Source organism: Rhodovulum marinum (assembly GCF_004343075.1).
GTDB classification, from domain to species: Bacteria; Pseudomonadota; Alphaproteobacteria; order Rhodobacterales; family Rhodobacteraceae; genus Rhodovulum; species Rhodovulum marinum.
The window spans coordinates 62,325-86,895 of the sequence record NZ_SLXP01000010.1; the positions used below are offsets into that span (position 1 = coordinate 62,325).

At 66.9% G+C, this 24,571-nt stretch carries 27 protein-coding genes and 1 riboswitch; of the genes, 18 read left to right on the forward strand and 9 right to left on the reverse strand.

What is annotated here, in order from left to right:
* Window positions 1-24: 24 nt before the first annotated feature.
* Window positions 25-645 carry a queuosine precursor transporter gene (locus tag EV662_RS14640; protein WP_132464085.1) on the forward strand — a complete coding sequence of 207 codons (621 nt, stop codon included), beginning with the start codon at window positions 25-27 and terminating at the stop codon, window positions 643-645.
* Between the two features lie 255 nt (window positions 646-900).
* Complete coding sequence (gene arfB, locus EV662_RS14645; RefSeq protein ID WP_132464088.1) at window positions 901-1,323, forward strand: alternative ribosome rescue aminoacyl-tRNA hydrolase ArfB; 423 nt, start codon at window positions 901-903, stop codon at window positions 1,321-1,323.
* Between the two features lie 170 nt (window positions 1,324-1,493).
* On the opposite strand, the gene serB is transcribed toward arfB, so the two are convergent.
* A complete protein-coding gene (gene serB / locus EV662_RS14650; protein WP_132464091.1) occupies window positions 1,494-2,363 on the reverse strand; it encodes a phosphoserine phosphatase SerB in 870 nt (289 codons plus the stop codon).
* Window positions 2,364-2,509: 146 nt separating this feature from the next.
* Between serB and EV662_RS14655 the strand changes: the two genes are divergently transcribed.
* The 9 genes from EV662_RS14655 to rpsO all read left to right on the forward strand — a co-directional run bounded on the left by EV662_RS14655 (window position 2,510) and on the right by rpsO (window position 10,227).
* Window positions 2,510-3,328: a type II CAAX endopeptidase family protein gene (locus EV662_RS14655; RefSeq protein WP_132464094.1), complete on the forward strand. Its 819-nt coding sequence runs from the start codon at window positions 2,510-2,512 to the stop codon at window positions 3,326-3,328.
* Between the two features lie 152 nt (window positions 3,329-3,480).
* A complete protein-coding gene (locus tag EV662_RS14660) occupies window positions 3,481-4,635 on the forward strand; it encodes a phosphoserine transaminase (protein WP_132464097.1) in 1,155 nt (384 codons plus the stop codon).
* 100 nt (window positions 4,636-4,735) lie between these two features.
* Window positions 4,736-6,331 (forward strand): phosphoglycerate dehydrogenase, encoded by a 1,596-nt coding sequence (gene serA / locus EV662_RS14665; protein ID WP_132464100.1) that lies wholly within the window; start codon window positions 4,736-4,738, stop codon window positions 6,329-6,331.
* Between the two features lie 78 nt (window positions 6,332-6,409).
* The gene (locus EV662_RS14670; RefSeq protein ID WP_132464283.1) at window positions 6,410-7,138 is read left to right on the forward strand and encodes a metallophosphoesterase; all 729 of its coding nucleotides are present in this window, start codon (window positions 6,410-6,412) and stop codon (window positions 7,136-7,138) included.
* Window positions 7,135-7,641: a DUF1643 domain-containing protein gene (locus EV662_RS14675; RefSeq protein WP_132464103.1), complete on the forward strand. Its 507-nt coding sequence runs from the start codon at window positions 7,135-7,137 to the stop codon at window positions 7,639-7,641. Before EV662_RS14670 ends, EV662_RS14675 begins: the two co-directional genes overlap by 4 nt.
* A 40-nt stretch (window positions 7,642-7,681) precedes the next feature.
* The gene (locus EV662_RS14680) at window positions 7,682-8,581 is read left to right on the forward strand and encodes an alpha/beta hydrolase (protein WP_132464107.1); all 900 of its coding nucleotides are present in this window, start codon (window positions 7,682-7,684) and stop codon (window positions 8,579-8,581) included.
* Window positions 8,582-8,835: 254 nt separating this feature from the next.
* Complete coding sequence (locus tag EV662_RS14685; protein ID WP_132464109.1) at window positions 8,836-9,411, forward strand: hypothetical protein; 576 nt, start codon at window positions 8,836-8,838, stop codon at window positions 9,409-9,411.
* 79 nt (window positions 9,412-9,490) lie between these two features.
* The gene (locus EV662_RS14690; protein ID WP_243695865.1) at window positions 9,491-9,820 is read left to right on the forward strand and encodes a DUF5665 domain-containing protein; all 330 of its coding nucleotides are present in this window, start codon (window positions 9,491-9,493) and stop codon (window positions 9,818-9,820) included.
* A gap of 137 nt (window positions 9,821-9,957) precedes the next feature.
* The gene (gene rpsO / locus EV662_RS14695; protein ID WP_132464112.1) at window positions 9,958-10,227 is read left to right on the forward strand and encodes a 30S ribosomal protein S15; all 270 of its coding nucleotides are present in this window, start codon (window positions 9,958-9,960) and stop codon (window positions 10,225-10,227) included.
* A gap of 69 nt (window positions 10,228-10,296) precedes the next feature.
* Here the strand turns inward: rpsO and EV662_RS14700 are convergent, their stop codons facing one another.
* Complete coding sequence (locus EV662_RS14700; RefSeq protein ID WP_132464114.1) at window positions 10,297-10,725, reverse strand: hypothetical protein; 429 nt, start codon at window positions 10,723-10,725, stop codon at window positions 10,297-10,299.
* 330 nt (window positions 10,726-11,055) lie between these two features.
* Here EV662_RS14700 and pnp point away from each other — a divergent pair, with 330 nt between their 5' ends.
* Window positions 11,056-13,191, forward strand: a complete 2,136-nt coding sequence (pnp, locus tag EV662_RS14705; protein WP_132464116.1) for a polyribonucleotide nucleotidyltransferase — start codon at window positions 11,056-11,058, stop codon at window positions 13,189-13,191.
* Window positions 13,192-13,257: 66 nt separating this feature from the next.
* Here the strand turns inward: pnp and EV662_RS14710 are convergent, their stop codons facing one another.
* On the reverse strand, window positions 13,258-13,914 hold the full coding sequence (locus EV662_RS14710) for a peroxiredoxin (RefSeq protein WP_132464119.1): 657 nt from the start codon (window positions 13,912-13,914) through the stop codon (window positions 13,258-13,260).
* 123 nt (window positions 13,915-14,037) lie between these two features.
* Here EV662_RS14710 and EV662_RS14715 point away from each other — a divergent pair, with 123 nt between their 5' ends.
* A complete protein-coding gene (locus EV662_RS14715; RefSeq protein ID WP_132464122.1) occupies window positions 14,038-15,519 on the forward strand; it encodes an aldehyde dehydrogenase family protein in 1,482 nt (493 codons plus the stop codon).
* A gap of 78 nt (window positions 15,520-15,597) precedes the next feature.
* Here the strand turns inward: EV662_RS14715 and EV662_RS14720 are convergent, their stop codons facing one another.
* From EV662_RS14720 to EV662_RS14735, 4 genes are read right to left on the reverse strand one after another with little or no spacing between them, the layout of a single operon-like run.
* Window positions 15,598-16,245, reverse strand: coding sequence for an RluA family pseudouridine synthase (locus tag EV662_RS14720; RefSeq protein ID WP_132464125.1), 648 nt, complete (start codon window positions 16,243-16,245; stop codon window positions 15,598-15,600).
* A 39-nt stretch (window positions 16,246-16,284) separates the two neighbouring features.
* Entirely contained in the window at window positions 16,285-16,893 is a 609-nt protein-coding gene (locus tag EV662_RS14725) for a LysE family translocator (RefSeq protein ID WP_132464127.1), read from the reverse strand.
* On the reverse strand, window positions 16,890-17,345 hold the full coding sequence (locus tag EV662_RS14730; protein WP_132464130.1) for a GAF domain-containing protein: 456 nt from the start codon (window positions 17,343-17,345) through the stop codon (window positions 16,890-16,892). The genes EV662_RS14725 and EV662_RS14730 overlap by 4 nt, the downstream gene beginning before the upstream one ends.
* Complete coding sequence (locus EV662_RS14735) at window positions 17,342-18,514, reverse strand: thiolase family protein (RefSeq protein ID WP_132464132.1); 1,173 nt, start codon at window positions 18,512-18,514, stop codon at window positions 17,342-17,344. The genes EV662_RS14730 and EV662_RS14735 overlap by 4 nt, the downstream gene beginning before the upstream one ends.
* Window positions 18,515-18,602: 88 nt before the next feature.
* Between EV662_RS14735 and EV662_RS14740 the strand changes: the two genes are divergently transcribed.
* The 3 genes from EV662_RS14740 (at window position 18,603) to EV662_RS14750 (ending at window position 21,271) form a co-directional block, all read left to right on the forward strand.
* A complete protein-coding gene (locus EV662_RS14740) occupies window positions 18,603-18,947 on the forward strand; it encodes an STAS domain-containing protein (protein WP_132464135.1) in 345 nt (114 codons plus the stop codon).
* A complete protein-coding gene (locus EV662_RS14745) occupies window positions 18,944-19,450 on the forward strand; it encodes an ATP-binding protein (protein ID WP_132464138.1) in 507 nt (168 codons plus the stop codon). The genes EV662_RS14740 and EV662_RS14745 overlap by 4 nt, the downstream gene beginning before the upstream one ends.
* A 240-nt stretch (window positions 19,451-19,690) precedes the next feature.
* Window positions 19,691-21,271, forward strand: coding sequence for a gamma-glutamyltransferase family protein (locus tag EV662_RS14750; RefSeq protein WP_132464141.1), 1,581 nt, complete (start codon window positions 19,691-19,693; stop codon window positions 21,269-21,271).
* 15 nt (window positions 21,272-21,286) lie between these two features.
* Here EV662_RS14750 and hspQ read toward each other — a convergent pair whose 3' ends face one another.
* The gene (hspQ, locus tag EV662_RS14755) at window positions 21,287-21,613 is read right to left on the reverse strand and encodes a heat shock protein HspQ (RefSeq protein WP_425057041.1); all 327 of its coding nucleotides are present in this window, start codon (window positions 21,611-21,613) and stop codon (window positions 21,287-21,289) included.
* An 84-nt stretch (window positions 21,614-21,697) separates the two neighbouring features.
* Here hspQ and EV662_RS14760 point away from each other — a divergent pair, with 84 nt between their 5' ends.
* Together EV662_RS14760 and EV662_RS14765 are read left to right on the forward strand one after the other, a co-directional pair.
* Window positions 21,698-22,579, forward strand: a complete 882-nt coding sequence (locus tag EV662_RS14760; protein WP_132464146.1) for an AEC family transporter — start codon at window positions 21,698-21,700, stop codon at window positions 22,577-22,579.
* Between the two features lie 82 nt (window positions 22,580-22,661).
* Window positions 22,662-23,237, forward strand: coding sequence for a transglycosylase SLT domain-containing protein (locus EV662_RS14765; RefSeq protein WP_132464149.1), 576 nt, complete (start codon window positions 22,662-22,664; stop codon window positions 23,235-23,237).
* Window positions 23,238-23,258: 21 nt separating this feature from the next.
* Here the strand turns inward: EV662_RS14765 and aroC are convergent, their stop codons facing one another.
* On the reverse strand, window positions 23,259-24,362 hold the full coding sequence (aroC, locus tag EV662_RS14770; protein WP_132464152.1) for a chorismate synthase: 1,104 nt from the start codon (window positions 24,360-24,362) through the stop codon (window positions 23,259-23,261).
* Window positions 24,363-24,452: 90 nt separating this feature from the next.
* Window positions 24,453-24,559, forward strand: a riboswitch (TPP riboswitch).
* Window positions 24,560-24,571 lie beyond the last annotated feature (12 nt).

Here is a 24,571-nt window from a genome sequence, read left to right on the forward strand (position 1 = left end):
ACCTTGTAAAAACGGAAACCCGTCATGACACGCCTGATCCCCGGCATCCTTGCCATGGCCGCCATCGTGGTGGCCTCGAATATCCTTGTGCAGTTCCTGTTCGGCCAATGGCTGACCTGGGGCGCCTTTACCTATCCGCTGGCCTTTCTCGTCACCGATGTGATGAACCGTGTCTACGGGCCGGGGCCCGCGCGCCGGGTGGTGTTCGCCGGCTTCGTCGTGGGCGTGGCCTGTTCGTTCATCGGCACCCAGATCACGGGCGAGTTCGGCCCGCTGGTCACCTGGCGCATCGCGCTGGGCTCGGGGCTGGCCTTCCTGACCGCGCAACTTCTGGACGTGGCCGTGTTCGACCGGCTGCGCCAGGGGCGCTGGTGGCGCGCGCCGCTGGCCTCGACGCTGATCGGGTCGACCGTCGATACCGCGCTGTTCTTCACCATTGCCTTTTCGGGTACGCTTGCCTTCATCGAATCGGGCAATGACGTCTCCTGGGCGAATGAAGCTCTGCCCCTTCTGGGGCTTGGGCCGGTCGTGCCGCTCTGGGTTTCGCTGGCCGTGGCGGACTGGAGTGTAAAACTTGCCCTCGCCTTGATCGCGCTGGTTCCGTTCCGCCTTATTGTTGGGCGGCTCACGGCACAGGTTGCGTGATTTAACTGGACATACACCAAATCTGTGGCACGCTACCCCTGACGGCAACAGCAGAAAGGAGGTGGTCCAGTGTCTAGAGTGATATTGGAGAACGAGGTTGGAACAGTCGGGAGGGCCGTGGTCTGAGGGCAGCCCCAAGGACCGAACACTTCCGATTGGGCCTTTCGCTCTAACCGGCCCATCTCCGTAGCTCTCGGGGCCGCCTTTCACCGGGCGGCCCTTTCCATTTCCGGGCGCCTGGCCCACCATGGCCCCATGCTACGCATCACCGACGAAATCGCGATCGAGGACTGGGAACTGACCGAGGTGTTTTCCCGGTCGTCCGGCCCCGGCGGTCAGAACGTCAACAAGGTCTCGACGGCGGTGGACCTGCGCTTCGAGGCGGCGCGCTCGCCCAACTTGCCCGATGCCGTCAAGGCGCGGCTGAAGCGGCTGGCGGGGCGGCGCTGGACCGAAAGCGGCGCCGTGCTGATCCGGGTCGAGGACACCCGCAGCCAGGCCCGCAACCGCGAGATCGCCCGCGAAAGGCTGGCCGAGTTGATCCGAAAGGCGCTGGAAAAGCCGAAACGGCGCGTGCCGACGCGACCGACGCTTGGCGCGAAGAAACGGCGGATCAAGGCCAAGAAGGAACGCGGCGAGATCAAGAGCCTGCGCGGCCGCGTCGCGCCCGAGGACTGAGCGTATCCGGGGCGGATGTCCCGCGCTTGCCGGGTTTCGCCTTGCTTGCGCAAGGCGACCCGCGCGGGGGGCGCTGCCCCCCGCGCCCCCCGGAGTATTTCACCCAAGAAAAAGAGCCGGCCGAGGCCGAAGCTTTACTCCTGTCGGAGGACAGCCCCGCGCGCCGGCCGTCAGGCGGCGAAATCCGCGCGCGCATAGCCCTGCAGGTAAAGCAGGGCCGTCAGATCGCCGTGGTTGATCCGCAGGTCGCATTCGGCGGCCACCGCCGGCTTGGCGTGCAGGGCGACGCCCGCGCCGGCCAGGCCGAGCATGCCCAGATCGTTCGCCCCGTCGCCCACTGCCATCGCCTCGGCCGGGGAAATGCCCAGCCGCGCCGACACCGCCTTGAGGGCCGCGACCTTGGCCTCGCGCCCCAGGATCGGTTCGGCCACCTCTCCGGTCAGCCGCCCGTCCTGGACCAGCAGGGTATTGGCCTGGTGGTCATCGAACCCCAGATCGGCGGCCACACGGGCCGCGAAATTGGTGAACCCGCCCGAGACCAGGACGCAATGACCGCCATGGGCCTTCATGGTCGCGATCAACTCGCGGCCGCCGGGGGTATAGGTGATCCGGGTCGAAAGCACCCTGTCGATCACGCCCGCATCGAGCCCGGCCAAGAGCGCCACCCGTTCGCGCAGCGCCCCTTCGAAATCCAGTTCGCCGTTCATCGCGCGGGCCGTGATCTCGGCCACGCGCGGACCGATCCCGGCCTCGGCGGCCAGTTCGTCGATGCATTCCTGCCCGATCATCGTCGAATCCATGTCGGCGATCAGCAGCCGCTTGCGCCGCCCCTTGGCGGGCTGGATCGCGAGATCGACACATTCACCCTGCAAGTCGGCCCAGACCGACCAGATATTTCCCGGCACCGAATCAACCGGGAACTCGGCCGCAAGGTCCGGCGCAAGCCAGGTCGCCGTGCCGCCGCCCCAGGCATTGCGCAGCGCCTCGACAAGGGCGGGACGCAGCCCGCCGGGTGGCGCGATCAGGGTGACGACATGCATGGGCGGACTCCGGCGGGAACTGAAACCGCGGGTCTTTAAACACGACCCGGCCGCAAGGACCAGTGCCCCCGCCTTGCCCAGGATCAAGGACCGGCGCTCGCGGCCCGGCAAGGCTGTGGCCCAGAAGCATCAACCGGAGGAATCACATGGGACCGCGTCCCGACCCCGCTTCGTTCACGGACCTGGAGGGCGCCGCCGCCTGGCCGTTCCTTGGCATCACCTTCGGCCTGTCCTGGGGCATCCTGGCGTTGTGGATATTGGCCGAAGCGGCGATGACGGCGTTGTTCGGGCCGCTTTCCGGCACACATCCGCTGTTCCTGCTCGCGGTCTATGCGCCCGCCATTGCCGCCGTTTCCCTGGTGCTGCGGCACGGCGGGGTGCGCGGCCTGCGCCGGTTCCTGTCACGGCTGGCTCTGTGGCGCTGTCACTGGGGCTGGTATCTCGTGTTGCTGGTCGGGCTGCCCGCGGCGTTCTACGGCGGCGCATGGATCAAGGGCGCGCCGCTGGCCGAACCGTTCCAAACGGGCGCCGGGGCATTGCTGGCGCTGGTGGCGGTCCGCACCCTGACCGGCCCCGTCGAGGAGTTCGGCTGGCGGGGCGTGTTGCAGCCACTGTTGCAGCGGCGCCTGGCACCGCTTTGGGCGGGGGTCGTCGTGGGCCTGGTCTGGAGCCTGTGGCACCTGCCCGCGTTTTTCCTGTCCGGCACCCCGCAAAGTGCCTGGGGCTTTCTGCCATTCCTGGTCGGTTCGACCACGGCGAGCGTCATCCTGACGGGGATGTTCAACGCCGCTCGCGGCAGCCTGCTGATCCCGGTTCTGGTCCACGCCCAGTTGAACAGTCCGCTCTGGCCCGACGGGCAACCCGTCGACGCCTGGTTCTTCGCCGGGCTTGCCGGTCTGGTCGTCGCGTTGAACTGGCCCGCGATGACCCGGCGCGAGGGCGCCGCCACCGCCGTGATGGGGTAAGGTTTCCGATCGGCAACAGCGATGTCGCGAATAGTGCCTGAAGTGACGCGATGGCGCAGTTTGGCATCTTGCGCGGGGCCCGGAACGGGCGTAAGCGCGGCGGTGGGACACCCCTCCCCAACGAGGGGCGAATATCTGGAAGGATACCAGCAATGGTCACCGAGACTCCGGCCGCGCGGCCGGCCAATCCGCGCTTTTCTTCTGGCCCCTGCGCCAAGATCCCCACCTTCTCCCTCGACAAGCTGTCCGACGCGCCTCTGGGCCGGTCGCACCGTGCCGCCGTGGGCAAGGCCAAGCTGAAGGCCGCGATCGAAACCACGCGCGAGATCCTCGGCGTGCCGGCCGATTACCGCATCGGCATCGTGCCCGCCTCGGACACCGGCGCGGTAGAAATGGCGATGTGGACGATGCTGGGCGCGCGCGGCGTGGAAATGCTGGCCTGGGAGAGCTTCGGCTCGGGCTGGGTGACGGACGTGGTCAAGCAGCTGAAGCTGGACGCGACCGTGCGCGAGGCGCCCTATGGCGAGATCGTCGATTTCGCACAGGTCGATTTCGACAAGGACGTGGTATTCACCTGGAACGGCACCACCTCGGGCGTGCGGGTGCCGAATGGCGACGCGATCCCGGCGGATCGCGCGGGGCTGACGATCTGCGACGCGACGAGTGCGGCGTTCGCGCAGGACCTGCCCTGGGACAAGCTGGATGTGACCACCTTCAGCTGGCAGAAGGTGATGGGCGGCGAGGCCGCGCACGGGATGCTGATCCTGTCGCCCCGCGCCGTCGAGCGGCTGGAAAGCTATACCCCGAAATGGCCGCTGCCCAAGATTTTCCGCCTGACCAAGGGTGGCAAGCTGATCGAGGGCATCTTCGTCGGCGAGACGATCAACACGCCCTCGATGCTGGCGGTCGAGGATTACCTCGTGGCGCTGGACTGGGCGAAATCCATCGGCGGGCTGCCCGCGCTCATGGCGCGGGCGGATGCGAATTTCGCCGCCGTGCAGGAGTTCGTGGATGCCCGCGACTGGATCGAGAACCTGGCGGTGGACCCGGCGACGCGGTCGAACACGTCGGTCTGCCTGAAGTTCAACGATGCGCGCATCGTCGACGGCGCGGCCTTTGCCAAGGCCGTTGTCAAGCGGCTGGAGGCCGAGGGCGTGGCGCTGGACATGGGCGCCTATCGTGACGCACCTGCGGGCCTGCGGATCTGGTGCGGGGCGACGGTGGAAACCGCCGATGTCGCCGCCTTGATGCCCTGGATCGAATGGGCCTTCGAGGCCGAGATCGCGGCGCAGACCGAGGCCGCCTGAGGCCCGTCGGTGGGTTTCCACCCACCCTACACATCGACGCAGCGCAGGGTGGGTGAGAATCCACCCTCGTTCCCCTGACATTCACACAAGGACCATCGAGATGGCCCCCAGAGTTCTCGTTTCCGACAAGCTTTCCGAAACCGCCGTGCAGATCTTCCGCGACCGCGGCATCGACGTGGATTTCCAGCCCGACCTTGGCAAGGACAAGGACAAGCTGCTGGAGGTGATCGGCCAGTATGACGGCCTGGCCATCCGGTCCGCCACAAAAGTGACCGAAAAGATCATCGAGGCCGCGACCAACCTGAAGGTCGTGGGCCGTGCCGGGATCGGCGTCGACAATGTCGACATCAACGCCGCCTCCAAGAAGGGCATCATCGTGATGAACACGCCCTTCGGCAACTCGATCACCACCGCCGAACACGCGATTTCCATGATGATGGCCGTGGCCCGCCAGATCCCCGAAGCGAACACCTCAACCCACGCGGGCAAGTGGGAAAAATCCCGCTTCATGGGGGTCGAGGTGACCGGCAAGACGCTGGGCCTGATCGGCTGCGGCAATATCGGGTCGATCGTGGCCGACCGGGCGCTGGGCCTGCGGATGAAGGTGCTGGCCTATGACCCGTTCCTGTCCGAGGAGCGCGCCGACAAGCTGGGCGTGCACAAGGTCGAACTGGACGAGCTGCTGAAGCGCGCCGATTTCATCACGCTGCACGTCCCGATGACCGAGAAGACGGCGAACATCCTGTCGGCCGAGAACCTGGCCAAGACCAAGAAGGGCGTGCGCATCGTCAACTGTGCGCGCGGCGGGCTGGTCGACGAGACGGCGTTGGCCGAGCTGCTGAAATCGGGCCACGTGGCGGGGGCGGCGTTCGACGTCTTCGCCGAAGAACCGGCCAAGGAGAACGTGCTGTTCAACCTGCCGAACGTCGTCGTCACGCCGCACCTGGGCGCCTCGACCACCGAGGCGCAGGAAAACGTCGCCCTGCAGGTGGCCGAGCAGATGTCGGATTACCTGCTGACCGGCGCGGTAACCAACGCGATCAACATGCCGTCCATCACCGCCGAAGAGGCCAAGGTGATGGGCCCCTGGATCGCGCTGGCGGGCCACCTGGGCGCCTTTGTCGGCCAGATGACCGACGAGCCGATCAAGGCGATCAACATCCTTTACGATGGCGTCGCCGCCGACATGAACACCGCCGCGCTGAACGCCTCGGCTATCGCGGGCGTGCTGAAACCGGCCAACCCCGAGATCAACATGGTCTCGGCCCCGGTCGTGGCCAAGGAACGCGGCATCAAGGCCTCGACCACCACGCAGGGCAAGTCGGGCACCTTCGACGGCTATATCAAGCTGACGGTCGTGACCGACAAGCGCGAGCGCTCGATCGCGGGCACCGTGTTCTCGGACGGCAAGCCGCGCTTCATCCAGATCAAGGGCATCAATATCGACGCCGAGATCGGCGAGCACATGCTCTACACCACCAACAAGGACGTGCCGGGCATCATCGGCGCGCTGGGGGCCACGATGGGCGCGCATGGCGTGAACATCGCGAACTTCACCCTTGGCCGGACCGGCATCGGCGAAAGCGCCATCGCGCTGCTGTATCTCGACCAGCCGATCCCCGAACCGGTGGTCGAAGAGTTGAAAAAGACGGGGCTGTTCCAAAGCGTCCGGCCGCTGGAATTCGACGCGGTCTGACCCCCGCCCTTTGACAACACGCGGGCCTTCCCCGAGACAGGGGGGGGCCTTTTCCTTTTCGGCATCGGAACATCCATGCTGCGCAGCTATGCCATCGGGGACGTCCACGGCCAGCACGCCAAGCTGGTCGGCGCGCATGAATTGATCGCCGCGGACAGGGCGCGAACCGGCGATGCCGAAGCCCCCGTGGTGCACCTGGGCGACTATGTGGACCGGGGCCCGGACAGCAAGGCGGTGCTGGACATCCTGATTGCCGGGCTGGCCGATGGGGCGCCCTGGATCCTGCTCAAGGGCAACCATGACGACATGATGCGCGACTTTCTGGACCCCATTGTACCGTCGGGCGAGGCGGCCCGCTGGCTGACGGACAAGGTGGGCGGTCGGCAGACCCTTGCCTCTTACGGGGTGTCGGTGGCGTCGCTGCGCGCGGCCGACCGGCTGCGGAAAGAGGCGTGCAAGACGGTTCCCTCGGGTCACCGTGACCTGCTGGAAACGCTGCGCCCCAGTTACCGGCGCGGCGAAGTATTCTTCTGTCACGCGGGCATCAGGCCGGGCATTCCGCTCGACGACCAATCCGAACGCGATTTGATCTGGATACGCGATGAATTCCTGCTGGACCCGCGCGACCATGGCGCGCTGATCGTCCACGGCCACACACCGGGCGAGCGGGTCGTCCATTGCGGCAACCGGGTGAACCTGGACACGGGCGCGGGCTATGGCGGGCCGGTCTCGGTCGTGGTGATCGAGGGCCGCGCGGTCTGGCAACTGACCCCCGATGGCCGGGTGCCGGTGCGGGATGTTCGATGATCACCCGCACCCACCAGAAAGGCGATGCCGCCTCCGAGGCGATCTATTCCGACTGCGAGGCTTACCGCTACTTGCTGACCCGCACCTGGGATCCGGCCGGGCCGCGCGCGCTTTTCGTGATGCTCAACCCCTCGACCGCGACCGAGGTGCAGAACGATCCCACCGTCGAACGCTGCGAAAGGCGGGCGCGCGCGCTGGGCTTCGGGGCGTTCCGGGTAACGAACATCTTCGCCTTCCGTGCCACGGATCCGCGCGTGATGCGCGCCGCATACGACCCGGTGGGCCCCGCGAACGATGCCGCGATCCGCGACAGCGCCCCCTGGGCCGACCAGATCGTCTGCGCCTGGGGCACCCATGGCGCGCATCTGAACCGCGGCCCGGCGGTCGAGGCGCTGTTGCGCGCGACAGGGCTGCCGCTGTTCCATCTTGGCCTGACCAAGGAAGGCCACCCCAAGCACCCGCTTTATATCGCCTACAGCCAGGCCCCCGCGCGCTGGACCTGAGGCCGTGGCCCGCCTAGCCTGCGGGCCGGGGAGGACTGCCATGACATCGGGACTGCCGGGGTTCACGCGTACGCGGATCGAAACGAATGGGATCGCGCTGTCGGTCCACCAGGCGGGAAGCGGCGCGCCGCTGGTCCTGTTGCACGGCTATCCGCAGAACCACATGTGCTGGCTGAACGTGGCGCCCGCGCTGGCCGAACGGTTCCACGTCATCGTTCCCGACCTGCGCGGCTATGGCGACAGTGACGCGCCCGCCGATGACGCCGATCACACCGTCTATTCCAAGCGGGAGATGGCCCGCGATATCGTCGGGTTGATGGATGCGCTGGGGCTGCAACGCGCGCATGTGCTGGGCCACGACCGCGGCGCGCGCGTGGCCTATCGGCTGGCGCTCGACCATCCGGCGCGCGTCGACAGGCTGGGCATCATCGAGATCGTGCCGACGGGCGATTTCTGGGCGGCCTGGGGCGCCGACCTTGCGCTCAAGGCCTATCACTGGACCTTCCTCGCCCAGCCCGCCCCCTGGCCCGAGCGAATGATCGGCGCCGATCCGGTGGGGTATATCGACCACACGCTGGCCAGCTGGACGCTGGCGAAATCGCTGGACGTGTTCCCGCCCGAGGCGCTTGCCGCCTATCGCCGGCAGGCCGCGGCCCCCGCGCGCATCGCGGCGATGTGTGCCGATTACCGGGCCGGGGCGACGACCGACCGGCGCATCGACGAAGCCGACCGCGCCGCCGGGGCGCGGATCGCCGCGCCCCTGATGTTCCTTTGGGCCGAAACCGGGTTCCCGGCACAGACCGGGCGCCCGGCCGCGCTTTGGCGGGGCTGGGCCGACCACGTCCACGACAGCTCGTGCCGGTCGGGCCATTTCGCGATGGAAGAGGCACCGCAGGCGGTACTTGACGCGTTCGTCCCATTCTTTTCCCACCCGGCATGACGGCCCCCGCCCGGGGCCGCCCGTTAACCATGGCACGCGAAAGTTGAGCCCCAAAAATCCGCATTGATTCAGGATGTTGACTGACAGTGGGGGCGACGATCGGGCGCCGCTGGGCCGCGCGCCCCGGAAATCCCCGCCGATCCGTTTACCAGTTAACCGCCCCGCCTTATTCCCGCCGCTTTACCAAGACTATTCTCGCACCCGGGTGGCGTCGTCCGTCGGACGGTGAGTGAGAAATTGCGAAGGATCGGACGATGATTACTTTTGCAAGTCTTCTGGGCCTCATGATGGTCGGCTCCAGCGTGGACTTCGGCGATGCGATGGATCGCTTGACCGGCTCGAACGACGACGACACGCCCGAGGACGACGGCGACGCGTTCAACGAGGAGGTCCGCGCGTTCGGATTCGGGCTTGAACAGCTTCTTGACGGGGCCGTCCCCACCGACGCCTTCTCGGAATTCGGCGACGAAATGCAAAGCTATTACGAGGATGAAGCCGCCCTCGACGCATTGGCCGACGGAGCCTTGGGCGAAACCGCGGACCCGGTGGGCGCCACGCTCGACGACTGGCTGGCGATGACCGATGGCGCACCGACCCTGATCGACGAATACGATGAAACCGAGGACGCGCTTTTCGTGGTCTACGACGCCCAGGCCCACCCCGACCCGGTGCTGTCGGTCGGCCCCTCCGACACCGGCGAGGACGACGCGATGCTGCTGCTCGACGGAATGCCGCTGGCCGTGGTCAGCGGCGGCGCCGGCCTCGACCTCGACATGGTCAGCCTGGTTCCCGAGGCGCAATTCCCGATGGCGCTGGCCGCGGGGGCCTGACGGATCGGCCCGCGGGCTTGGCGGGGCGCAGGCGCTTGTCTAGTCTGGCGCCAATCCGCCCCAGACACCGCGAGCCCCGATGCCGGACCACCCCGCCTCCGACACCACGACCGCCAACCGCAACGCCACCGACAGGGCCGAACCCGATCTCGCCCGCGAGATCGCCGCGCTGCGCCGCGAGGTCACACAGCTGAACGCTCAGCGCTTTTTCCAGATCAACGGCTCTGTCTGGCGGGTAGTGGGCGTTCAGTTCCTGCGCGGCCTCGCGATGGGTTTCGGCACCGTGGTCGGCGCCACGGCTCTGGTCTCGATCATTGCCTTTTCCCTCAGCCAGATCGACTTCATCCCCGTGATCGGCGACTGGGCCGCCGAGATCGCGCGCGAGATCCAGGAAAACACCACGCCCTGAGGCGCGGGCCTTTACAACGCGGCGGCGAATCCCCTATACGCGCCCATCCGTTCCGCCCGCGGAACGGTGTTTCTCCACGGGCCCTGCTGGACGACATCCCGGCTTGTGCCATCAACCCCTTGCAAAAGGAGACCCCGATGTCGATCACTGCCGAAGAAAAGACCAAGCTGATCAAGGAATACGGCGCCAAGGACGGCGACACCGGTTCGCCCGAGGTGCAGGTCGCGATCCTGACCAGCCGCATCTCGACCCTGACCGAGCACTTCAAGACCCACAAGAAGGACAACCATTCCCGCCGTGGGCTGCTGAAACTCGTCGCCCAGCGCCGCAAGCTGCTGGACTATCTCAAGGGCAAGGACGAGGCCCGTTACCAGGACCTGATCAAGCGCCTCGGCATCCGCCGCTAAGCGCAGACCGGACCTGGACCGATCGGAAACCGCGCCCCGCCGGGCGCGGTTTTGCTTTGCGCCAAGGTCTCAGGCCGCAACCTTCAACGCCTTGAACGTGCCGTCCAGCGCGAAGGCGGCCGACAGGACCGGCGCACCCGCCTCGGCGCCGTCGATCCCGAAGTCGAGCGTCACGGTCGCGTCCTCGTCTGTCCAGACCGCCTGAAGCGCCAGCGAGGCCCAAAGCGCATCCGCGGTGACCGCCGAGGCACCCGCCATGTGCGGGAACAGCTTGCCGTAAAGTTCGGGCTCGGCATCAAGCCGGTCCATCAACGCGCGCCGCACCGTGTCGAGATGTTTGGGCAGCGCATCGAGAAAGGCCGCCGCGGCCGCCATCGCCTCGCGGTCGCCCACCGTGGCCAGCATGTCGAGCCCCGCCGGGCGCAACAGCCCCGGCCCCACCGGCAGCGTCGCCTGCCCATCTTCAAGCCGGATCGTTCCGAACGTTCTGGTTTCCATCGGGATATCTCCTCGGGTTTCTGGAAAGCATCCAATGCTGCACCGCAGCTACACCAAAAGATGTAACGAATGGCTAACCATGACCCCAGTTATTTGCCCGCATACCCGGATTGCGGAAATCGTGGGGCTGATCCGATGCGCCCTGCCGTTCCGGGCCGTTAACGACTTCCTCCTTTCCAAACGGCCGGTTTTTCCTTATGTGGCGTCCATCTGAGACGTTGCGCCCGGACCCCGGCGCTCGGGAATGGATGGAAGGGGTCGGCGGCAATGGGGCCGCCAATTCAACGGGAGACCCGCAGGGGCGGGAGTGCTCCCTTACAGGATAGACGTATGTTCAACGTAACGACGAAAAGCATGCAGTGGGGGGAAGAGACCCTCACTCTCGAAACGGGCAAGGTCGCCCGTCAGGCCGACGGCTCGGTCATCGCCACCCTGGGCGAGACCTCCGTGATGGCCAACGTGACCTTCGCGAAGGAACCCAAGCCCGGCCAGGACTTTTTCCCGCTGACGGTCCATTACCAGGAAAAATACTACGCGGCCGGCAAGGTGCCCGGCGGCTTCTTCAAGCGCGAGGCGCGCCCGACCGAAAAGGAAACGCTGACCGCCCGCCTGATCGACCGGCCGATCCGGCCGCTCTTCGCCCCGGGCTTCAAGCACGAAGTGCTGGTGATGTGCACGGTGCTGTCGCACGACCTGGTCAACGACCCCGACATCGTGGCGATGATCGCCGCCTCGGCCGCGCTGACGATTTCCGGCGTGCCCTTCATGGGGCCGATCGCGGGCTGCCGCGTGGGCTATGTCGACGGCGAGTATATCCTCAACCCCGATGTCGAGGATATGCAGGACCTGCGCAACAAGCCCGATCAGCGGCTGGACCTCGTGGTTGCGGGCACCCGCGACGCGGTGATGATGGTCGAGTCCGAGGCCTATGAACTGACCGAGGCCGAGATGCTGGGCGCGGTCACCTTCGCGCATGAGCAGATCAAGCCGGTGATCGACCTGATCATCGCGCTGGCAGAGGAATCGGCCAAGGAACCCTTCGACTTCCAGCCGCCGGATTACTCCGCGCTTTACGAGGTGGTGAAGGGCCTGGGCGAGGACAAGATGCGCGCCGCCTACGCGATCACCGACAAGCAGGAGCGCACCGCCGCCGTGGCCGCCGCCAAGGAGGCGATCAAGGCGTCCCTGTCCGAGGACCAGCTCGCCGACCCGAACCTCGGTTCGGCCATCAAGAAGCTGGAATCGGTGGTTCTGCGCGGCGACGTGGTCAAGAACGGCAAGCGGATCGACGGTCGCGCGCTGGACAAGGTGCGCCCGATCGAATGCGAAGTGGGCCTGCTGCCCCGGACCCATGGTTCGGCGCTGTTCACGCGCGGCGAAACGCAGGGCCTTGTGGTGACCACGCTGGGCACCGGCGATGACGAACAGATCATCGACGCGCTGCACGGCAATTTCCGCTCCAACTTCCTGCTGCACTACAACTTCCCGCCCTACTCGGTCGGCGAAGCGGGCCGCGTCGGCCCTCCGGGCCGGCGTGAAATCGGCCATGGGAAACTGGCCTGGCGCGCGCTGCAGGCGGTTCTGCCGGCACCGACCGACTTCCCCTACACGATCCGCGTGGTCTCCGAGATCACGGAATCGAACGGCTCGTCCTCGATGGCCTCGGTCTGTGGCGGGTCGCTGTCGATGATGGACGCGGGCGTGCCGCTCAAGGCGCCGGTTGCGGGTGTGGCCATGGGCCTGGTGCTGGAAGAGGACGGATCCTATGCCGTTCTGACCGACATCCTGGGCGACGAGGATCACCTCGGCGACATGGACTTCAAGGTCGCGGGCACCGAGAACGGCATCACCTCGCTGCAGATGGACATCAAGGTCGCGGGCATCACGCCCGAGATCATGGAAAAGGCGCTGGCCCAGGCGAAAGAAGGCCGGCTGCACATCCTCGGCGAGATGTCCAAGGCGCTGACCTCGGCCGGTGAGTTCTCGATCCACGCGCCGCGCATCGAGACGATGCAGATCCCCACCGACAAGATCCGCGAAGTGATCGGATCGGGCGGCAAGGTGATCCGCGAGATCGTCGAGGTCTCGGGCGCCAAGGTCGACATCAACGACGACGGCGTGATCAAGATCGCCTCGGCCAATGCCGACGCCATCCAGAAGGCCTACGACATGATCTATTCGATCGTGGCCGAACCCGAGGAAGGCAAGGTCTACAAGGGCACCGTGGTCAAGATCGTCGATTTCGGCGCCTTCGTGAACTTCTTCGGCAAGCGCGACGGGCTGGTCCATGTCAGCCAGATCGAGAACCGCCGCCTGAACCACCCCTCGGACGTGCTGAAAGAGGGTCAAGAGGTCTGGGTCAAGCTTCTGGGCTTTGACGACCGCGGCAAGGTTCGCCTGTCGATGAAGGTCGTCGACCAGGAGACCGGCGAAGAGGTCAAGAAAGAAGAGGAAGTGGAAGAGTAAGCCTTCCCCTTGTTTCCGAATGGAAAAGGCCCCGGAGTTCCGGGGCCTTTTTTGCTGTTCGGAGGATCAGGCCGCGGGCGACTTGACCTTGCGCAGATAGGAGAAGATTTCCTCGACCTCGCCGAACCTGGCCTTCGCGTCCTCGGTGCTGACATCGAGGCGCACGATCACGTCCTCGCCCGGGCGCCAGTCGGCCGGCGTGGCGACGGGGGCCTTGGCGTTGTTCTGGATCGCATCCAGCGCGCGCAGGATCTCGTCGAAATTCCGGCCCACCGTCATCGGATAGATCAGCATCAGTTCGATCTTCTTGTCGGGATTGATGATGAACGTCGTGCGCACCGTCGCGGTGTCGGCACGGGCCTCGCCATCGGTGCCATAGGCTTCGGCGGGCAGCATGTCATAAAGCCTGGCGATCTCCAGCTTGTCATCGGCGATGATCGGGAAGGTCATGTCGGTGCCTGCATAGGTCTCGACATCGGCCTTCCATTTCAGGTGCTCTTCAACCGGGTCGACCGAGATGCCGATCACCTTGGCATTGCGCTTGGCGAACTGGTCGGCCAGCCGCGCGGCGGCTGCGAATTCGGTGGTGCAGACCGGCGTGAAATCCGCCGGGTGCGAGAACAGAACCGCATAGCTGTCGCCGATCCACTCGTGGAAATCGATCTTGCCTTCGGTGGTGTCGGCGGTGAAGTTCGGGGCGATGTCGTTGATGCGCAGGGTCAAGGGAGCGATCCTCTTGGTGGCTGTTTGAAGGATGTTGTTTAGATACATTCTAAATACATCTTTGCCAGCCCAAAATGCGCGCGCGCGACAAAAACCGGCATCAAAATGCCGAGGGAGGACCGAATGATCGAAAGAACGGCATTCTACATTGGCGGTGCATGGGTTTCGCCCAAGGACGCAACACGGGTCGAGGTGATCGACCCCTCGACCGAGGAACCCTTCGCGGTGATCTCGCTGGGCGGACAGGCCGACACCGATGCGGCCGTCGCCGCCGCCCGCGCGGCCCAACCCGGCTGGGCCGCGACGTCCAAGGCAGAACGGATGGACCTGCTGACCCGCATTCTGCAACTCTACAAAGCCCGCGCCGAGGACCTGGCCAAGGCCATGAGCCGCGAGATGGGCGCGCCCATCGACCTGGCCCGCACCGCGCAGGTCGGCGCGGGCGCCTGGCACATCAAGGGCTTCCTCCACGCGCTGGAAATGTTCGAGTTCGACCGCCCGCTGGGCAGCCACGCCCCCGACGATCGCATCCTGATGGACCCGGTGGGCGTCGTGGCGATGATCACGCCGTGGAACTGGCCGATGAACCAGATCACGCTCAAGGTGATCCCGGCGCTGGCCACCGGCTGCACGATGGTGCTGAAACCTTCGGAAATCGCGCCCCTTTCCGCGATGGTCTTCGCCGAGATCCTGCACGAGGCAGGCGTGCCGCCGGGCGTCTTCAACCTCGTGAACGGTGACGGGCCGGGCGTGGGCACGCAGCTGTCGGGTCACCCGGATATCGACATGGTGTCGTTCACCGGGTCCACCCGCGCCGGCATCGCGATTTCCAAGACGGCGGCGGATACACTGAAACGGGTCCACCTGGAGCTGGGTGGCAAGGGCGCGAACCTGGTCTTCGCCGATGCCGACGACAAGGCGGTCAAGCGCGGCGTTCTGCATTGCTTCCAGAACACCGGCCAATCCTGTAACGCGCCCACCCGGATGCTGGTGGAACGCTCGGTCTACGACGCGGCCGTGGAAACCGCCCGCGCCGTCGCCGAGAAGATGGAAGTCGGCCCTTCCGACAAGGAGGGCCGCCATATCGGCCCCGTGGTCAGCGCGGCGCAGTTCGACAAGGTTCAGGCGCTGATCCAGACGGGCATCGACGAGGGCGCGCGGCTGATCGCCGGCGGCCCGGGCCGCCCCGAGGGTTTCAACCGCGGGTATTTCGTCCGGCCCACGGTCTTTGCCGACGTGAAGAACGACATGACCATCGCGCGCGAGGAAATCTTCGGCCCGGTCCTGTCGATCATCCCCTTCGACACCGAGGACGAGGCCGTCGCGATCGCCAACGACACCGAGTACGGCCTGACCAATTACGTCCAGTCCGCCGACGGGGCGCGGCGCAACCGGCTGGCCCGGCGCCTGCGCTCGGGCATTGTCGAGATGAACGGCGCCTCGCGCGCAGCCGGCAGCCCCTTCGGCGGGGTCAAACGCTCGGGCAACGGACGCGAAGGCGGCATCTGGGGGCTGGAAGAGTTCTGCGAGGTCAAGGCCGTCAGCGGCTGGCACGCCGAGGAACCCTGCCAGCACCACGGCCACGGCGCCTGCGACTGCTGCTGAACGATTGCGTCCGCCACTTCTTCTTGGTCCAAATACCCGACCGCCGCAGGCGGATCCGGCCCGCAGGGCCGGACCCCGTCAAAACGGGCAGGGTACGCGGAACGCCATGCCGCGCCCGCCGTCCGGGTGGCGCAGGCGCAATTCCTCGGCATGCAGCATCAGCCGCGGCGCATCGCGTGCCGGCCCCTCCGCATAGAAGGGGTCGCCGAGAATCGGGTGGCCGATCTCTTTCATGTGCACCCGCAATTGGTGGCTGCGCCCGGTCTTGGGGAACAGCCGCACACGGGTCGTGTCGCCCTCGTGGCGCAGCACGCGCCAGTCGGTGATCGCCGGTTTGCCATTGGCGTGGTCCACCATCTGGCGCGGACGGTTCGGCCAGTCGACGATCAGCGGCAGGTCGACCGTGCCGGTCTTTGGCTCGAGCCGGCCCCAAAGCCGCGCGACATAGGTCTTCCTGGTTTGCCGCTTCTCGAATTGGAGGCCCAGATGACGCTGTGCCTGCGGGGTCAGCGCGAACACCATCACCCCCGACGTGTCCCGGTCCAGCCGATGCACCAGCAGCGCCTCGGGGAATGCGGCCTGCACCCGCGCCAGCAGGCAGTCGGCCAGATGCGCGCCCTTGCCGGGTACCGACAAAAGGCCCGGCGGCTTGTTCGCCACCAGAAGTTCGTGGTCCTGGTGCACGATCTCCAGCGGCGTGTCGGGGGGCGCGTAGGTTTCGCTCATGGCGTTGGCCGGTAGCGGGTTCGCGCCCGGTGCGCAAGGTCAGCTCAGCGCCGACAGTCCCAGCAGCACACCGTAAAGGACGAAGCACAGCGCCAGCCCCTGCCGGAGCCGCCGGTTCAGGATCGCGCCCATCGCCCGCCCGCCAAGCCAGGCCCCAAGCGCGGTATAGCCGGCATAGGACAGCGTGGTCAGGGTCAAGGCGGTGGGCACGATCACCCACATCTGCCGGCCGATGGACACGCCCGGCTCGACGAATTGCGAAAAGGCGGCAAGGTAGCCGGCGAGGCTCTTGGCATTCACCGTGGCGATCAGGAAGGCGCGGCCATACAGTCCCCCCATCCCCGTCCCCGGCGCCACCGCGACCGCCGCGTTCCGCCAGCCCCGCACGCCCAGCCAGACCAGCACCGCCGCCCCCGCGAGCTTGGCCCAGGCAAAGAGCATGGGACTTGCCGCGATCAACGCCGTGATCCCCGCCGCCGAAAGTGCCAGGAACAGCGTCGCCTGCGTCAGGATGCCCAGCACGCCCCAGAATGCGCGTGGCAGCCCGTGCGTCATGCCATTGGCGATGCAGTTGACCGCATTGGGGCCCGGCGTGGTGACGAACAACGCCCAGAAGGTGGCGAAAACGGCCCAGCCGTGCAGGCTCATCGCGCGAAGGTCTGCGCCAGCAGTGCCGCCAATCCCTCGGCATCGGCCGCGTCGAACGCGTCCGGCAGGTCGCTGTCGATGTCCAGCACGCCCAGCAGCGCGCCGGTGCCGTTCCACACCGGCAGCACGATTTCCGACCGCGTGCTGGACGAACAAGCGATATGCCCCGGAAAGGCCTCGACATCGGGCACGATCTGCACCTCGCCGCTGCGCGCCGCCGCCCCGCAGACGCCGCGCGCGAACGGGATCGTCAGGCAGCCATGCCCGCCCTGGTACGGCCCGATCTTCAAAAGGCCCGGTTCAGTGACGCGGTAGAACCCGGTCCAGTCGAAACGGTCGTCCGCGTGGTGCAACTCGCAGGCCATGGTCGCCATAAGGGCGACCGTATCCGTTTCGCCCTCGGTCAGCGCGGCCAGGGACTTCGCCATCGCGCCATAGTCGATCCGTTTCATGGCCGCTCGATCGCGATCGCGGTACCCTCGCCCCCGCCGATGCAGATTGCCGCGACGCCGCGTTTCAACCCCCGCTTTTCCAAGGCGTTCAGCAAGGTCACGATGATCCGCGCACCCGACGCGCCGATCGGGTGGCCCAGCGCGCAGGCCCCGCCGTTCACGTTCACCTTGTCCCGCGGCAGCCCCATTTCACGCATGAACGCCATGGGCACCACGGCAAAGGCCTCATTGACCTCCCACAGGTCGACATCATCCTTGTCCCAGCCGATCCGCGCCAACAGCTTCTGCGCTGCCGGAACCGGGGCGGTGGTGAACCAGCCCGGCGCCTGGGCGTGGCTGGCATGGGCCAGGATACGGGCGCGCAGGGGCAGGCCGCGGGGTTCGGCCACGCTGCGGGTGGCCAACACCAACGCCGCCGCCCCGTCCGAGATCGACGAGGCATTGGCGGGCGTCACCGTGCCGTCCTTGCGGAAGGCGGGCTTCAGCTGCGGGATCTTCTCGGGGCGCGCATTGCCGGGCTGCTCGTCCTCGGCCACGACCGTCTCGCCCTTGCGCGAGGGGACGGTCACGGCAACGATCTCGCCGTCAAAGGCACCCGATTTCTGCGCCACCAGCGCGTTCGACAGCGAGCCCAGCGCATACGCGTCCTGCGCCTCGCGGGTGAACTGGAACGCCTCGGCGCAGTCCTCGGCAAAGGTGCCCATCAGACGACCCTTGTCATAGGCGTCCTCCAGCCCGTCAAGGAACATGTGGTCGATCACCTGGCCATGGCCGATGCGCGCACCGCCGCGCATCGCCGGCAACAGGTAGGGGGCATTCGTCATGCTCTCCATGCCGCCGGCACAGATCACCTGCGCGCCGCCCAGCGCCAGCTGGTCATGCGCCATCATCACCGTCTTCATGCCCGAGCCGCACATCTTGTTCAGCGTGGTCGCGGGCACCTCCTCGCCCAGCCCCGCCTTGAACCCCGCCTGCCGCGCGGGCGCCTGGCCCTGGCCCGCGGGCAGCACGCAGCCCATCAACAACTCGTCCACCGTCTCCACGCCCGCGCCGTCCAGCGCGGCGCGAATCGCCGCTCCGCCCAACGTCGGCGCATCAACGCCGGCGAATACCCCCTGGAACCCGCCCATCGGCGTGCGGGCCGCGCCGCAGATCACAACCTCTTCCATGCCATCCTCCCGGAATTGCCCGCCAACACTTACCGAATGGTAACGATTGGCGTCTAGCCTCCATCCCGGATCACAGGAGAGAGGCCGTATGGAACTCAAGACCGAAGAGCGCGACGACGCAATCCACGTGATCGTCGCCGAACCGCGCATCGACTCCGCCGTGGCGATCCGGTTCAAGGACCGGATGCGCGAGGTGGCCGGCGACGGCCCGGCCCGCGTCGTCCTGGACCTCGGGTCCGTGGATTTCCTCGACAGCAGCGGCCTGGGCGCCGTGGTCGCGGTGATGAAACTTCTGGGCCCGGACCGGACCCTGGAATTGTGCAACCTGACCCCGAACGTGGAAAAGGTATTCCGGCTGACGCGGATGGACCGGGTGTTCACCATCCATCCCGACGCCGAGGCGGCCTTTGCGGATAAACGGTCGATCGCATGAAGCTCTCGAACCCCTGCAGGGGCGGGATCGACCCGCCCGATGACGCGGCCTGCGAGGGCGTGACCGTGACCGCGGGCGGAATCGATCCTATCGTGGTCGAGGCCACCCCCTTGGGGGTGCGCAACGCGCTGGCCGAAATGCGGCGCAAGTTCGCGCCCGCCGCGGCCGGCCCCGACACGCTGGGAATGGCCGAAACCGTCTTGGCCGAGGTTCTGAACAACGTGGTCGAACACGCCTATCGGCGCGGTGGCGACGGGCCGATCGAACTTCGCCTCGAACGCGGCGGAAACCGTCTTCTGGTCGACGTGCGCGACTATGGCGCCCCGATGCCGGACGGGACCATGCCCGGTGGAAGCCTGCCGGTCAGTAACGGCCTGGACGACGATCCGCCCGAGGGTGGCTTTGGCTGGTTCCTGATTCGCGCCCTTGCCCGCGATCTTTCCTACGCGCGGAACAACGGCCAGAATCGCCTTACCTTCTTCGTACCCCTCGGCGAGGCCTGAGTCAGCGCGCCGGGCCGCCGCCCACGCCCCGAAACGGTCACAAAGGGCCCCAAATCAGGCCGCATTGCCCGGCTATGGGAAAAGAGTAGCTGGTAAAAGCTTCCCTCGGCGCCGCGCTTTCAGCCCCCACCCAGCATGCGGCGCCGAGGTTCTTTTGCCGCCCCCTCTTCGAAACCGAAAAACGCGTTGGCTTCCCCCGTCGCCCGGCCTAGTTTCCCGACGACTGACCAGGAGGAAAGAATGCGCGATTTCCAGCTGCCGGGCCGCTCGGCCGTGTTCGCGACCAACGGGTTGTGCGCCACGTCGCACCCGCTGGCCGCCAAGGTCGCGGTGCAGACGCTCGAGGCCGGCGGTAACGCCGTCGACGCCGCCATCGCCGGGGCGGTCCTGCTGGGCATCTGCGAACCGCACATGACCGGGATCGGCGGCGACTGTTTCGTGCTGCTGAAACCCGCGGGCGAAGAGCGGATCATCGCGCTGAACGGGTCGGGCCGGGCGCCCGCCGGGCTGAACGCCGCGGCGCTGCGCGATCGCGGGCTGTCGGCCATGCCCATCAACACCGCAGATGCGGTCACCGTGCCCGGCGCGATCGACGCCTTCTGCCGGCTGTCGGCGGATTGGGGCCGGTCGGGCCTTGCGGCCAGCCTCGCCCCCGCGATCCACTATGCCGAAGAGGGCGTGCCGGTCGGCCCCCGCAGCGCCTGGGACTGGGGATGTACCCAGGGCAACCTGCAGGGCGACGCACGCCGTTTCTACCTGCTGGACGGCAAGCCGCCACGCCCGGGCCAGGTGTTCCGTGCGCCGGGCCAGGCCGAGGTGCTGCGCCGCGTCGCGCGCGAGGGCCGTGCGGGCTATTACGAGGGCGAGGTGGCCGAGGACATGGTGACCTCGCTGCGCGCGCTTGGCGGCACCCACACGCTCGACGATTTCGCCGCCACCGCCTGCGACTGGTCGGACCCGGTCAGCGGCACCTACAAGGGCATCGAACTGGTCGAGCATCCGCCCAACGGCCAGGGCGCGACCGCCATCCTGATGGCCAACATCCTGTCGCATTTCGACCTCCCCAACATGGACCCGCTGGGTGCCCAGCGCGCCCATATCGAGGCCGAGGCCTCGAAACTGGCCTATGACGCGCGCAACCGCTTCATCGCCGATCCCGCGCACATGACCCGGCTGGACCACATGCTGTCGGCCGAAACGGCCGAACGGCTGGCCGGGCTGATCGACCCGGGCCGCGCGATGGCAAGCCCCGCCGAACTGTCGGAAGCGGTCCACAAGGACACGATCTACCTGACCGTCGTGGACCGCGACCGCATGGTGGTCTCGCTGATCTACTCGGTGTTCCACGCCTTCGGCTCGGGCCTCGCTTCGGCGAAATTCGGGATCAACTTCCAGAACCGCGGCGCGGGCTTCAGCCTGGTCGAGGGCCACCCGAACGAGGCCGGCGGCGGCAAGCGCCCGATGCACACGATCATCCCGGCGATGCTGCGCAAGAACGACAAGGTGATCATGCCCTTCGGCGTGATGGGCGGGGCCTACCAGGCGAACGGCCATGCCCGCTTCCTGACCAACGTGGTCGATTACGGCATGCACCCGCAACAGGCGATCGACACGGCCCGCAGTTTCACCGATGCCGGCCAGATGCAGGTCGAGCGCGGCTATTCCGACGCCGTCCGCGCCGAACTGGCCGAAATGGGGCATGACGTGGTGATCCCCGACGTGCCGATCGGCGGCGCCCAGGCGATCCTGATCGACGAGGAAACCGGTGTGCTGCAGGGCGCGTCGGACCCGCGCAAGGACGGCTGCGCGCTGGGCTACTAGGTGCCGGCACGCGGGTCAGTTCAGCTGGAACTGCAGCGGGTAATGGCCATCCTCGAACTCGCCGAACAGATCGGCGAGGTCGGGGTGGTCCACCGGCTCGCCGGTGTCGTCCGGCACCAGGTTCTGTTCCGAGACATAGGCCACGTAATAGCTGTGGTCGTTTTCGGCCAGCAGGTGATAGAACGGCTGGTCCTTCGAGGGACGGCTTTCCTCCGGGATGGCATCGTACCATTCCTCGGTGTTCGAGAACATCGCATCGACATCGAACACGACACCCCGAAACGGGTGCTTCCGATGCCGGACCACCTGACCGAGATGATATTTCGCGCGCGCTGTCCGCATCATGTTGCAACCCCCATAGCGCCACACTAAGGCCGCAACTGGGGCGATGTCCATGCGACAGGCGGCTTTCGCGGGAAACAGATTGTGAACCTTGTCCTCACAGTGCTGGAGATCGTGGCACCGGCATTTCTGCTTGCGGGGGTGGGGTTTGCCTGGGTCAAGCTCGGCAACGAATACCGCGTCCAGTTCGTCACCCAGCTGGCGATGACGCTGTCGGTACCCTGCCTGATCTTCACCGCGCTGATGCAGACCGAGATCGCGCCCCAGACGCTGACCACGCTCTCGCTGGCATCGCTGGCGGCCTATGGCGTGGTGACGGTGCTGTGTTTCGCGGTGGTGGCGCTGGCGCGGCTGGACCGACGGACCTATCTCGCTCCGATCATCTTCGGCAATACCGGCAACATGGGCCTGCCGCTTGCCTTTTTCGCCTTCGGGCAAGAGGGGCTGGGCTATGCCGTCGTCGTGTTCGCGGTGATGGCGGTCTATTCCTTCACCTTCGGGATCTGGCTGGTCTCGGGCGGGGGCTCGCCGCTCAAGGTGGTCAAGGAACCGCTGGTCGCGGGCACGCTTCTGGGCGGGCTGTTCCTTTGGCGGGGCTGGGAAACGCCCGCCTTCCTGACCAACACGCTGGACCTGATCGGCCAGATGGCGATTCCCTTGATGCTGATCACCCTGGGCGTGGCCATCGCGTGGCTGCACCCGGGCCACCTGCCCCGCGCGGTCTGGCTGTCGGTGGTCAAGCTGGCGCTGTGCCTGGCCGCCGCGATCGCCGTTGGACGATGGTTCGACCTGCCCCCCGTCGCCTTTGCCGTGCTGGTCTTGCAGATCGCGACCCCGGTCGCGGTCACCTCCTACCTGCTGGCCGAAAAATACGGCGCCGAATCCGAGGCGGTGGCCGGCCTTGTCGTGGTCTCGACGCTGTTTTCGGTGCTCGCCCTTCCGGTCACTCTCGCTTTTCTGATCTGAACCGGCAGCTTGGGCATTTTCCCAAGGGGCGTTTTCGCCTATCGTGATCCCAACAACAAATAAACGAACGAGGCCGGGGCAGATGAGCAGGGTCCTTCTCGTGGCGGTCATTCTTGCGCTTGCAGGCTGCGGCGGTGGTTATTCACCCCCGCGCGATCTTGACAATGCCTGCAGCATCACGCGCGAGCGCCCGAAATACCTTCGCGCGATGGAGCGTGTCGAACGCCGCTGGGGCGTGCCGGTGCATGTGCAGATGGCGATGATCCACCAGGAAAGCAAATTCGTGGGCAACGCGCGCACGCCGCATCGCTATGTGCTGGGGATCATCCCGATGGGCCGGCAAAGTTCTGCCTATGGCTATGCCCAGGCGATCGACGGGACATGGGACGATTACCGCCGCGCCACCGGCAACCGGGGCGCGCGACGCGACGATATCCGCGACGCGACCGATTTCATGGGCTGGTACATGACCCAGACACGCGAAAAGCTGGGCATTCCGCTGACCGACGCGCGCAACCAGTACCTCGCCTATCACGAGGGGCACGCGGGCTTTGCCCGGCGCAGCTACAACAGCAAGGGCTGGCTTCTGGCGGTGGCGGACCGGGTGGACCAGCGCGCCGCCACCTATCGCGGCCAGTTGATGAGCTGCCGCCGCTAGGCGCGCGGCCGGGCGGCCAGCCTAACCGATCCGGCCGCGGTTTTCGCCGATCTGACCGCGGTGCAGCAGCAGGTGATCCAGCAGGACACAGGCCATCATCGCCTCGCCCACCGGCACCGCCCGGATGCCGACGCAGGGATCGTGGCGGCCCTTGGTGACGATCTCGGTCGCCGCACCCGACCGGGTGATCGTCCGCCGCGGCGTCAGGATCGACGAGGTCGGCTTGACCGCGAAACGCACCACGACGTCCTGCCCGGTGGAAATCCCGCCCAGGATCCCGCCCGCGTGGTTCGAGGAAAACACCGGCTGGCCGTCATTGCCCATGAAGATCTCGTCGGCATTCTCGGTGCCGGTCAGCGCCGCCGCCGCCATGCCCTCGCCGATCTCGACGCCCTTGACGGCGTTGATGCTCATCATCGCGGCGGCCAGGTCGGTGTCCAGCTTGCCATAGATCGGGGCGCCCAACCCGGCGGGCACGCCGCGGGCGACCACCTCGACCACCGCGCCCACGGAATTCCCGTCCTTGCGCAGCCCGTCCAGGTAGCTGGCCCAGTCTTCGGCGGCCTGCGCGTCGGGCACCCAGAACGGGTTCTGTTCGATCTGGTCCCAGTCGAACCGGCCCCGGTCGATGGCGTGCGGGCCCATCTGCACCATGTAACCGGTGATCCTGAGCCCCGGCGCCAGCGTGGCCAGCGCCGCCCGCGCCACGCCCCCCGCCGCGACCCGCGCCGCGGTTTCCCGCGCCGAGGACCGCCCGCCGCCGCGGTAATCGCGGATGCCGTATTTCTGCCAATAGGTGATATCGGCGTGCCCCGGGCGGAACTTCTCGACGATGTCGCCGTAATCCTTCGACCGCTGGTCGGTGTTTCGGATCATCAGCTGGATCGGCGTGCCCGTCGTCTGGCCCTCGAACACGCCGGACAGGATTTCCACCTCGTCCGGTTCGCGCCGCTGGGTGGTGAATTTCGATTGCCCGGGCTTGCGCCGGTCCAGCCAGTGCTGGATCGCGGCCGCGTCGATCTCGACCCCCGGGGGGCAACCATCCACGGTGGCGCCCAGCGCCGGCCCGTGGCTTTCGCCCCAGGTGGTGACGCGGAACAGGTGGCCGAAACTGTTCAGGCTCATGGGCAGGCTCTCCTTTGCGCCCGGCATAGCCGCGCCGCCCGCCCCTCTCAAGCGCTTTCCCTTGCGGGCAGCGGTCGCGGGGATTACCTTCGGCCTACCTCGGGGTGCCCCGCACAGGGGCTGAGATGCGCGGATTGCGCGAACCCGTCGAACCTGACCCGGTTAGAACCGGCGGAGGAAAGGTGCCTGGACAGCCTCCACCCTTGCCC